The organism is Tepidimonas taiwanensis (genome assembly GCF_020162115.1).
Lineage (GTDB): Bacteria > Pseudomonadota > Gammaproteobacteria > Burkholderiales > Burkholderiaceae_C > Tepidimonas > Tepidimonas taiwanensis.
The window spans coordinates 1019219-1030936 of sequence record NZ_CP083911.1 but is presented as its reverse complement, the minus strand read 5'-3'; the positions used below and the strand labels follow the sequence as shown (position 1 = coordinate 1030936).

Genomic DNA, 11718 nt, shown 5'->3' with positions numbered 1-11718 from the left:
CTATTCAGCCTTTCCCACGCTCAGCCCGGTCTACCGTCCGGTCGCGGCCGCCCATACCACGACAGCAGGCGCGCCGACCACGGTAGCACAGCAGCCGTCCACAGCAGGGCGGCGACCCACACCCCCACCGACTCCACCGGCCAAAGGGCACTGCCCACCCGCAACACCACGGCGAGCTGCAGGATCCAGAACCCCCACCACGTCGCCTCGTCGGCCAACAGCTTGCGGCCGCCGTGGCCACACGATACGCGCGTCACCATCGCGTAGAGAATCGACCCGAAAAATCCCATCGTCAGCGCGTGCCAGGCCCCCAGCCCCAGCACCGGCACGCCCGTGCGCAAGCCCAGCAGCTGCGTCGCCCCGAGCAAGCAAAACGCCAACCCGAGCCACAACACGCCGAGATGCAGCATCGCCAGCAGCCGGATGCTCATCGCCTGCACCAACCCCCACACCAGGGCGAGCCAGATCACGATGGCACCGACGACCAGCTCGAACAGACCCCTGGCCAACATCAGCGCACGCGGGGCGGTGTCGGTCGTCAGGGCATGTCCCCAATCGAGGCCCGCCTCGACGCCGGCGGCGAGCAACAGCACGATCAGCACCCACCACGGCCGCCACACTTCCACCATCGGCAGGACGTTGGACGTAAAAAACGGCACCAGCCGATGCAACGCAGCGGCAAAAATGGGCAACACAGACAGCCACAGGGCCGAGCGCACCCATACCAGCGCCAGCGGCACCGCATCCGATACAAGCGCGAGCGCCAGCCCGAGCAGGTGGATCACCCCCGACCACCCCGCCACCGCGATGATGCCAGCGTGCCACCGGTCGGACGCCGGACTGCGCCAAACCAGCGCGGTAAAGCGCGCCGTGATCCACGCCTGACCCGCGGCCACCAGCAGCAGTCCACAGACCGCCCACACCAGCGCCAGATGGGTGCCCACGAGCCACATCGCCCAACCCGCCACCTGCCACACGACCGGGGCCAGCAACGTATGCGCCTCCGGTGGGGGCATACCCAGCCATTTCGGCCCCGCGGTAAACTGAAAGCCCACCACAAACAGCGGCATGAACCCCATCACCATGATGGCCGCGTGTCCGACGGTGGGGGGCAGGTGCCAGGCGGGGACCGCCCACGGCCACACGCGCAGCGTCAACACCCACACCCACCACAGCGTCGCCGCGAGCAACACCGCATGAGCCGCTGCAAAACCCAGCCGGTGCGGAGCCCACAACAGCGTGCTCCAGCGCCATGACGCATCCGACGGAGGCGCGGGCGGAGGTGCCGCTCCCGTGCGCAGCGGAATGCGTATCGCCCGTGGGTCCATGCGTGTACCCCAGGCCTCACGCGCCGAGCACGGCCCCGTTCACCGGCTGCCCCAGCAACCAGCGCAACAGATCCTGCACGGGGCGGATCGCCTCGCCGAAGGGCAGCCGCCCCGCGCCGCGGAAAAACAACCCGCGCTGCTGGTCGCCTTCCAGCGCGTGACCCAGCTGCTGGTCAATGCAGAACTGGCCCATCTCCGGCACGCCGTCGCGCAGACCACACTTGGCCAGACAGTCGAACCCCATGTTGCAGCGCCGCTTGGGATGCGCCATGGCCTGCATGCGCGCTTCCAGCCGCAGATATTTGTCCAGCCAGGGCGTACGCACCGCGCGCGCCGGCAACCCCGCCACGCTCGTGAACTCCACCAGATCGTCGGGTCGGGCGCGCGCCAGGACCTGCTTGAACGCTTCGGCCGCGTCCGACTCCACCGTCACGGCGAACGCCGTGCCGAGCTGCACCGCTGCTGCGCCCAAGGCCTGCATCCGCTGCACGTCGGCATGGGTGGCGATCCCCCCCGCCACGATGAGCGGAATCTCGCGCTCGATGCCCTCGCGCGCCAAAAAGGCCTGCACTTCGGGTACCGCGACATCGAAATCAAAGCGCCGATCCGACAGATCGGCCACACGCGCCGCACCCAGATGGCCGCCGGCCAACCGCGGATGCTCCAGTACGATCGCGTCCGGCAGTCGCCCCCGCTTCATCCAGCGCCGCACGACCACCTGAACCCCCCGCGCGTCGGACAGAATCGGGATCAACGCGACGTGTGGATGCTCCTGCGCGAGTTCCGGCAAGTCCAGCGGCAACCCGGCCCCCACGACGATGGCGTCCACCCCGCTGGCCAAGGACTGCCGCACGTAGTCGGCGTAGGCCGACAGGGCCCGCATCACGTTGACCGCGATCAGACCGTGCCCCCCCGATAGCGCACGCGCGCGACGGATTTCCCGGTCGAGCGCCTCGCAGTTGGCCGCATCGATGCGCTCGCGCGCGTCCGGCGCTTTTTCCAGATGGGCCGTGCGCTCCATCAGATCCGGGTGCAGCCGTCGCAGGTCCACCGAGGAAATCGTCCCCACGCCCCCCCAGGCCGCCACGGTACCCGCCAGCCCACCGGCCGAAATGCCGACCCCCATGCCCCCCTGCACGATGGGCAGCAACGTCCGGCCCGCCAAACGCAGCGGGCGCAATCCACTCTGCGCAAGCCACGCCTGGCTCTGCGTTGGTATGCTCAAAACGGCGCCAGCGGCGTTGTTCGGCTCCACGGTACCGTCCTTCCTTGCACCAGCGTTCATTGCACCAGCAGGCTTCCCGTTTCGCCAAGGTCGATGCCCGTGATCCGCGCCTCGGCCGCTAGGCGCTGCAGATAGTGGCGCAGAGCCACCGCACGGGCGCGCAACGTGAGGTCGCGCTCGATACGCGTGCGCACGGTCTCAAACGGGAGCAGTTTGCCCGGCCGTCGCCCCATCACCCGCACGATGTGCAACCCGAAGCGCGTGCGCACGAGCCGCGGATGCACACCCAGCGCCACGGCCGAGTCGTGCTGGTAGAACAGCTCATTGGCCAGCTCCGGCGCGCAGTCCGCCGGACCGATCCAGCCCAAATCCCCGCCCTGCGCCCCACTGGGGCAGTTGGAAAGCTCGGCGGCCATTTCCTCGAAGCGGCCGGGCGGCGTGTCCGGTCGCAGCAGCTCCAGCAGCGCCTGTTCGGCACGGCGTGTCAGCGCGTGCACGTCCACCCGCGGGGTCACGGCAAACAGGATGTGGCGCACGTGCAGTGCCTGGCCTTCGATGAAGCGGCGCCGGTTGGCCTCGTAATGACGGCGGCACGCCGCCTCATCCGGCTCCGGCGTGGTCACCTCGCGCTCCAGCAGGGCGTCGATGGCGGCGTGCGCCTCGGCGTCGAGCGCAGGCGCGATCGCCACACCGCGCGCCGGCAGCAGCCCCACGGCCACCGCGCGCTGCCGCAGCAACTCGCCCCACGCCCGCTCGCGCAGCTCCTCCAGCGGTAGCACCTCACCCGGCGCACACAGCGCCACATCGTTGATTCGAGGCGTCACCGACATCGTCGCGTCCTCGGCCGCAGTGGCCAGCACAGGGAGGAGTGGGGCATTCATCTCAGCGCTCCCCGGTTGCGCCGAGTCGGCGGCTGCGCACGACCTGGTACGGGCGCCAGAGGTACGCCACCGAGGCGAAGCCACTCCACACATGCACCAGGCGCGTGAACGGGAAGATCAGGAAGATCGTCATCCCGAGCACCATGTGGATTTTGAACACCCACCCGATGTCGGCCATCAATTCCGCCGTGCCAGGACGGAAGGTGACGATACGCTGCGCCCACTCGGCCAGCACCAGCATCACGCTTCCGTCCAAGTGCTCGGCAGAGAAGGGTATCGTCGCCAACCCGAGCGCGAACTGCACCCACAGCAACCACAGCAGCAGGATGTCGCTGGTGCGCGAGGTGGCGCGGATACGCGGATCGGACAGGCGGCGGTGCAGCAGCAGCGACACGCCGATAAAGCCCAGCAACCCGAACACCCCGCCCGACACCATCGCCAGCACCTGCTTGGCGCCGGCGCTGATGAAGGGTTCGTAGACGAAGTGCGGGGTCAGCATACCGACCGCGTGCCCGAAAAACAGGAACAGGATGCCGATGTGAAACAGATTGCTGCCCAGACGCAGTTGCCCCGCGCGCAGCAGCTGCGACGAGTCGCTCTTCCACGTGTACTGATCGCGGTCGAAACGCAGCAGGCTGCCCAGCAGGAACACCGCCAGACAGATGTAGGGGTAGTAGCTGAAGAAGAAGGTGTTGAGCGCATTCATGGCCTGGCTCCGTTGGGTGACTCTGTCTCAAGCGACGCCCGCCGCGGCCGGGTCGCGGCGGCGAACGAACTGGACCGGCTGTTCATGGCCCCGCACGGCCGTGCTGGGACAGTTGCCGAATGCCTCGGGCTCCTCCCAGCTCGCATCCAGCGCGGGCTCCTCCGCCGGCTCGGCGGGCTCGACGCGCTGGCCGCACGCCTCGAGCAGCGCCGCGAGCACCTCCGCGTAGGCGCTACGGCGCCGCTGCAGCGCACCGATGATCGCGTTGACGATGTGCGCCACCTCGGCCACCAGCGAACGCGCCACCGCCGGCGGCTGGGTGGAGGCAAACTCCAGCAGCACCGGCAAGTGGTCCGGCAGCTCCTGGCTGCGCAGCTGCAGCCCGGCAGCCTCGTAGGTCTGCAGCAGGTCGATCATGGCGGGGCCACGGTCGCGTGAGTCGCCGTGCACGTGCTCGAACAGGTGCAGCGAGGTGCTGCGGCCCCGGTCGAAGGTGTCGACGTATTCCGCCTCCACCGCGTAGCCATCGCGCCGCTGCCAGTCGGCCACCAGCGCTTGCAGGCGCTGCAAGCGCTCACGCGGCACGGCCCCTTCGTCGGCGAGTGCTTGCAACGCCTGTGGCGCCAGTGCGCGCACCTTGGCATCGGGATAGCGCAGCAGGAACGCCAAGGCACGCAGCGTGTAGGTCAAACGTGAAGAACGCATGGATGTCTCCCGCTGATCCATCAGGTCTCGACCTTGATGGGGATGGTGCGTGCGCGCTTGCTGCCAAACAGGCTGGTGCCGGTCTGCCCCTCCGAGCAGCCATTGCCAAACGAGAAGCCGCAGCCGCCACGCAGATCGAACGCGTCCTCCGCATACTCGCGGTGCGTGCTCGGGATGACGAAGCGATCCTCGTAGTTGGCGATGGCCATGATGCGGTACATGTCCTCCACCTGCGCAGCGGTGAGATCCGCCTGCGCCAGAACGGCGCGGTTCTCGACGCCCTCGACGTGCTTGGCACGCTGATAGGCGCGCATCGCCAACATGCGGCGCAGCGCCCGCACCACGGGCTTGGTATCGCCAGCGGTCAGCAGGTTGGCCAGATACTGCACCGGAATGCGCAGTTGTTCGACATCGGGCAGTTCGCCGTTGACCCCGATCTGTCCCGCATTCGCCGCCGCCGAAATCGGCGACAGGGGCGGCACGTACCACACCATCGGCAGCGTGCGGTACTCGGGGTGCAACGGTAGCGCCACCTTCCAGTCGATGGCCATCTTGTACACAGGGCTCTTGCGGGCTGCCTCCAGCCACGCCTCGGGCACGCCATCGGCACGCGCCTGCGCAATCACCTTCGGATCGTTCGGATTCAGGAAGATGTCGAGCTGCGCGTGATAGAGGTCACGCTCGTTCTCGACGCTGGCCGCCTCGGCGATGCGGTCGGCGTCGTAGAGCATCACGCCGAGGTAGCGGATACGGCCGACGCAGGTCTCCGAGCACACCGTCGGCTGACCCGCTTCGATACGCGGATAGCAGAAGACGCACTTCTCGGCCTTGCCGCTTTGCCAGTTGTAGTAGATCTTCTTGTACGGGCACCCCGACACGCACATGCGCCAGCCGCGGCACTTGTCCTGGTCGATCAGGACGATGCCATCCTCCTCGCGCTTGTAGATGCTGCCCGAGGGACACGACGCCACACACGCCGGGTTGAGGCAGTGCTCGCACAGGCGCGGCAGGTACATCAGGAACGTGTTCTCGAACTGGCCGAGCATGTCCTTTTGCACCTGGTCGAAGGTGCTGAGGTTGGCGTCCTTGCTGCGCTTGGCGAATTCGCCGCCCAGGATTTCCTCCCAGTTCGGCCCCCACTCGATCTTGTCCATGCGCTCGCCGGTGATGAGGCTGCGCGGACGCGCGGTGGGTGCCGCCTTGGACGACGGGGCGTTGTGCAGGTGCTCGTAGTCGAAGGTGAAGGGCTCGTAGTAGTCGTCGATCTGCGGCAGGTTGGGGTTGCTGAAGATCTTCATCAACAGGGACCACTTGCCGCCTTGCCGCGGCTCGATCGAACCGTCGGCCCGGCGACGCCAGCCGCCGTTCCAGCGATCCTGGTTCTCCCACTCCTTGGGGTAACCGATGCCCGGTTTGTTTTCGACGTTGTTGAACCACGCGTACTCCATGCCCGGCCGGTTGGTCCACACGTTCTTGCACGTCACCGAGCAGGTGTGGCAGCCGATGCACTTGTCGAGGTTGAGCACCATCGCGATTTGGGCGCGCACTTTCATGGGCATTCTCCTGGTCTGTCGTGGGGCTCAGGCTTGCACGGTGTCGCGGCGCTCCCCGTCGAGCCAGTCGACGCGGCGCATCTTGCGCACGATGACGAACTCGTCGCGGTTGGTACCAATCGTCCCGTAGTAGTTGAAGCCGTAGCTGAACTGGGCGTAGCCGCCGATCATGTGCGTGGGTTTGACGACCACGCGCGTCACGGAGTTGTGGATGCCGCCACGCGTGCCCGTGATCTCCGAACCCGGGGTGTTGATGATCTTTTCCTGCGCGTGGTACATCAGCGTCATGCCCGGCATGACCCGCTGGCTGACGACGGCGCGCGCCGCGATCGCCCCGTTGACGTTGAAGAGTTCCACCCAGTCGTTGTCGGCAATGCCGGCCTTCTTGGCATCCTCCTCGGAAATCCAGATCACCGGACCGCCGCGGTTGAGCGTGAGCATCAACAGGTTGTCGCTGTAGGTGCTGTGGATGCCCCACTTCTGGTGCGGGGTGATGAAGTTAAGCAGGATCTCGGGGTTGCCGTTGGGCTTGCGCTGGATCAGCTCATCCACGGCCTTGAGATCCACCGGCGGACGGTAGCTGCTGAAGTTTTCACCGAACGCCGTCATCCACGGGTGATCCAGGTAGAACTGCTGACGACCGGTCAGGGTGCGCCATGGGATGAGCTCGTGCACGTTGGTATAGCCGGCGTTGTATGAGACCTTCTCGCTCTCCAGGCCCGACCAGATCGGCGAACTGATGATCTTGCGTGGCTGCGCCTGGATATCGCGGTAGCGGATTTTTTCGTCCTCGCGGTGCAGCGCCAGGTGCGTGTGGTCGCGCCCCGTGACCTTGGAGAGCGACTCCCACGCCTTGACCGCCACATGACCATTGGTCTCGGGCGCGAGCTGCAACACCACCTCGCAGGCGTCGATGTCGCTCTCGATGCGCGGACGACCCTTGGTCGGCCCGTCGGCCAGCACCTCGCCGTTGAGTTCGGCGAGCTGGCGCACCTCCTCCTGCGTGCCCCATGCGAGACCTTTGCCGCCGTTGCCCAGCTTGTCCATCAGGGGCCCGAGCGCCGCAAAGCGCGCATAGGTGTTGGGGTAGTCGCGCTCGACCACCATGATCTGGGGTGCGGTTTTGCCCGGGATCAGCTCACACTCGCCACGTTTCCAGTCGCGCACCTCGAAGGGTTGGGCCAGTTCCGCCGGGGTGTCGTGCAGCAGGGGCAGCAGCACCACCTCCTTCTCGACCCCCAGGTGACCGCGCGCCACCTCGCTGAACGCCTTGGCGAAGCCCTTGAAGATCTCCCAGTCGCTGCGGCTTTCCCACACCGGATCGACCGCCGCCGACAGCGGGTGGATGAAGGGGTGCATGTCGCTGGTGTTGAGGTCGTTCTTCTCGTACCAGCTCGCCGTCGGCAGCACGATGTCCGAGTAGAGGCACGTCGTGCTCATGCGGAAGTCCAGCGTCACCAGCAGGTCCAGCTTGCCCTCCGGCGCCTTGTCACGCCAGACCACCTCGCGCGGGCGCGCAGACTCGTCGGACAACTCCTCGCCCTGCACGCCGTGGGTGGTGCCCAGCAGGTGCTTGAGGAAATATTCGTGCCCCTTGCCGCTGGAGCCCAACAGGTTGGAGCGCCACACGAACAGGTTGCGCGGCCAGTTGTCCGGGTGATCCGGGTCCTCCCACGCCATGCGCAGCGTGCCGGAACGCAACCCCTGCACCACGTGGTCCTTCGGATCCACGCCCTTGGCAGCAGCCTCGCGCGCCACCTCCAGCGGGTTGGTCTGCAACTGCGGGTTGGCTGGCAGCCAGCCCATGCGGGCCGAGCGCACGTTGTAGTCGATGAAGGTGCCTTGCCACTGCTGGCGGTCGGCCAGCGGCGACAGCACCTCGTCCACGCCCAACCGCTCGTAACGCCACTGGTTGGTGTGCACGTAGAAAAAGCTGGTGCTGTTCTGGTGGCGCGGCGGACGCACCCAGTCCAGCGCAAAGGCCAGCGGCGTCCATCCCGACTGCGGCCGCAGCTTTTCCTGGCCCACGTAGTGCGCCCAACCGCCACCGCTTTGGCCGATGCAGCCGCACATCATCAGCATGTTGATGATGCCGCGGTAGTTCATGTCGCTGTGGTACCAGTGGTTCATCGCCGCGCCGATGATGACCATCGACTTGCCGTGCGTCTTGTCGGCGTTGTCGGCGAACTGGCGCGCCACCGTGATGGCCTGCTCGCGCGGCACCCCGGTGATGCGTTCCTGCCACGCGGGGGTGTAGGGCACATCGGCGTCGTACGACGCGGCCCCGGTGTCGCCCGGCAGCCCACGCGGCACACCATAGTGCGCCGCCGTGAGGTCGAACACCGTGGCCACGAGGGCGTAGCGCTCCTCGCCCGCCTTGCCGAGCTTGACACGGCGCATCGGCACCGTGCGCAGCAGCACGTCACCGCCTTGGGCATTGGAGGGGAAGTGCGGGTTGTGCACCCCGCCGAAGTATGGGAAAGCCACGTGGCCGACTTCGTACTCGGGTTCGTCGCCCTCCATCACGCTGAGTTTGAGGCGCACGCCACGGCCGTGGATCGCCTCCTTGGCTTCCAGATTCCACTTGCCCAGGTCGCTGCGCCCCTCCGGCCCCCAGCGGAAGCCAATCGAACCGTTGGGCAGCACAACCTTGTCTTCCTCGTCGAAGGCGACCGTCTTCCACTCGGGGTTGTTGTCCTGGCCGAGCTTGCCGTTGAAGTCGCTGGCGCGCAGGTAACGCGCCGGAACCAGCGCCCGTCGGCCATCCGGCAGCGTCTGCTCCTCCAGCATCACGAGCAACGGCATGTCGGTGTAGCGGCGCACATAGTCGTCGAAGTAGGCGCTGCGCCGCTCGACGTGAAACTCGCGCAGGATGACATGCCCCATCGCCATCGCCAACGCCGCGTCCGTGCCCTGCTTCGGATGCAGCCACAGATCGCACAGCTTGGAGATTTCGGCGTAGTCGGGTGTGATCGCTACCGTCTTGGCGCCCTTGTAACGCACCTCCGTGAAGAAGTGCGCATCTGGCGTGCGCGTCTGCGGAACGTTGGAGCCCCACGCAATCAGGAAAGTGGAGTTGTACCAGTCGGCACTCTCCGGGACGTCGGTTTGCTCACCCCAGATCATCGGGCTGGCAGGCGGCAGGTCGCAGTACCAGTCATAGAAGCTCATGCACACGCCACCGATCAGCGACAGGTAGCGCGTGCCCGCGGCATAGCTGACCATGGACATCGCCGGGATCGGCGAAAAGCCGACGATGCGATCCGGCCCGTAGCGCTTGATCGTATAGACGTTGGCCGCGGCGATGAGCTGGTTGACCTCTTCCCACGTGCTGCGCACGAAGCCTCCGAGTCCGCGCTGGCTTTGCCATTCGCGGCGTGCGTCGGCGTTTTCGACCAGCGTGGCCCACGCATCCACCGGGCTCTTGGCCACCGACAGCGCCGCGCGCCAGTGCTTGAGCAGCGCGCCGCGCACCATCGGGTATTTCAGGCGGTTGGCGCTGTAGAGGTACCAGCTGTAGCTGGCGCCACGTGCGCAGCCACGCGGCTCGTGGTTGGGCAGGTCGGGGCGCGTGCGCGGGTAGTCCGTCTGCTGCGTCTCCCACGTCACGATGCCGCCCTTGACGTAGATCTTCCACGAGCAGGAACCCGTGCAGTTGACCCCGTGCGTGCTGCGCACGATCTTGTCGTGCGCCCAGCGGTCGCGGTAGGCGCGCTCCCATGTGCGGTCTTCCGCCGTCGTCACGCCATGGCCATCGGCGAACGGCTCTTTCGGCAGCGCGAAGTGCGTCAGTCGGTCCAGAAAGTGACTCATCGTTGTGCTCCTGGTTACGGGGGGCGCTCAGCAGGGATTGGCGGCACCGCGACGGGCGTACATCCACCAGTTCAGCGCGACGTTGAAGGCGAAGAACGCGGCCAACCCCCAGAACACCGGTGTGGCGGCCTTGAACTGGGCGAACGACCACGCGAACAGCATCCCGAAAAGGAAGGGACCGTATGCCGCGATCGCCGCGGTAAACCCGATCACGCCGCCGGCCTGGCGCGGCGGGAACAGCATCGGCATTTGCTTGAAGGTGGACGCGTTGCCGACCCCAGCGAAGAAGAACAGCGTCAGCATCCCCGCGACGAACATCGGGAAGCTCTCCAAGCCCGACGGCTGCGTCAGCGTGGTCACCCACAGCGCAGCACCCAGCATGCCCAGCCCCGCCCAATGCGTCACCCGTGCGCCACCCAGCTTGTCCGACAGCGGGCCGGCCACGACGCGCGATGCCGACCCCACCAGCGGCCCCCAGAACGCCCAGGCGAGCGGGTCGGGTGCACCGGGGAATTGACCGTAGATTTGCTTGATGAGCAGCGGAAACGTCGCCGACAGACCGGAGAACGCGCCGAAGGTCATGATGTAGAGCGACGTCATCGACCACGTGTGGCGCGAGCGGAAGATGTCGAACTGCTCGGCGAAATTGGCCTTGACCGGCACCGACTTCAGCAGCAACCACGCGGTGATGCCGAACACCGCCACCAGCGGAATCATCACCGCCGGCGCGTTTTGCAGCCACACCTGGCTCGTCACGCCCCCCTTGACCATCGTCTGGCTGGTCCCCATCCAGGTCGCGCCCGCCAGCAGCGGAAAGCTGATCACCCACGGCGTGACGAACTGCACGATCGACACCCCGAAGTTGCCGATACCCGCCTGAATGGCCAGCGCCGTGCCCTGCAGCCGCTTGGGGAAGAACAGGCTCGTCGACGGCATGAAGGACGAGAAATTGCCACCGCCCAGCCCGGCCAGGAAGGCCAGCACCATCAGCACCCAGTACGGGGTACTGATGTCCTGTACGACGTAGAACCACCCCACCAGTGGCAACAACAGCGACAGGGTCGAGAGACTGACCACGTGGCGCGTGCCCACCATGGGCGTCAGGAACATGTGGACGAGACGAAGCGTGCCGCCAGCCAATCCGGGCATCGCCGCCAGCCAGAACAGCTCCGTGGGGCTGAACTTGAAGCCGATCTGGGGCAAGCGCACGACCAATGCCGACACCAGAAACCACGACATGAACGCCATGGTCAGACACAGGGTGGTGATGGTCAGGGTGCGCCACGCCAGGCTGGCTCCGCCGTTGCGCCAGAACGCGTCGTTTTCCGGCTCCCAGCGTTCGAGCCAGGTGCCATCGGGTGCCGAAGGGCCACGCGAAGTGACCGAGGGGGTGGGCATAGGAACTCTCCTGTTTTTTCAACGGTGACGTTCCGCACTGTGCCCAGTCTTCCCCGGTTTGACCATCCGTCGGAAGGCTCACTGGCGCATCCTCCTGATGGCCGATTCG

The 11718-nt window shown here is 66.6% G+C and carries 8 protein-coding genes; all 8 read right to left on the bottom strand.

All coding sequences use genetic code 11. The features are described from left to right. Positions 1-20 precede the first annotated feature (20 nt). A complete protein-coding gene (locus LCC91_RS04730) occupies positions 21-1235 on the bottom strand; it encodes an NnrS family protein (RefSeq protein WP_185974912.1) in 1215 nt (404 codons plus the stop codon). A 109-nt stretch (positions 1236-1344) separates the two neighbouring features. Next, positions 1345-2454, bottom strand: coding sequence for an NAD(P)H-dependent flavin oxidoreductase (locus LCC91_RS04725; protein WP_260680005.1), 1110 nt, complete (start codon positions 2452-2454; stop codon positions 1345-1347). Between the two features lie 155 nt (positions 2455-2609). Then, entirely contained in the window at positions 2610-3434 is an 825-nt protein-coding gene (locus LCC91_RS04720) for a peptidylprolyl isomerase (protein WP_143898253.1), read from the bottom strand. 1 nt (position 3435) lies between these two features. Next, entirely contained in the window at positions 3436-4140 is a 705-nt protein-coding gene (gene narI, locus LCC91_RS04715) for a respiratory nitrate reductase subunit gamma (RefSeq protein WP_143898251.1), read from the bottom strand. Positions 4141-4167: 27 nt separating this feature from the next. Beyond that, a complete protein-coding gene (gene narJ / locus LCC91_RS04710) occupies positions 4168-4845 on the bottom strand; it encodes a nitrate reductase molybdenum cofactor assembly chaperone (protein WP_143898249.1) in 678 nt (225 codons plus the stop codon). A gap of 20 nt (positions 4846-4865) precedes the next feature. Continuing rightward, entirely contained in the window at positions 4866-6398 is a 1533-nt protein-coding gene (gene narH, locus LCC91_RS04705; RefSeq protein ID WP_143898247.1) for a nitrate reductase subunit beta, read from the bottom strand. A gap of 27 nt (positions 6399-6425) precedes the next feature. After that, entirely contained in the window at positions 6426-10211 is a 3786-nt protein-coding gene (locus LCC91_RS04700) for a nitrate reductase subunit alpha (RefSeq protein ID WP_143898245.1), read from the bottom strand. Between the two features lie 27 nt (positions 10212-10238). Further along, positions 10239-11609, bottom strand: a complete 1371-nt coding sequence (locus LCC91_RS04695; protein WP_143898243.1) for an MFS transporter — start codon at positions 11607-11609, stop codon at positions 10239-10241. Positions 11610-11718 lie beyond the last annotated feature (109 nt).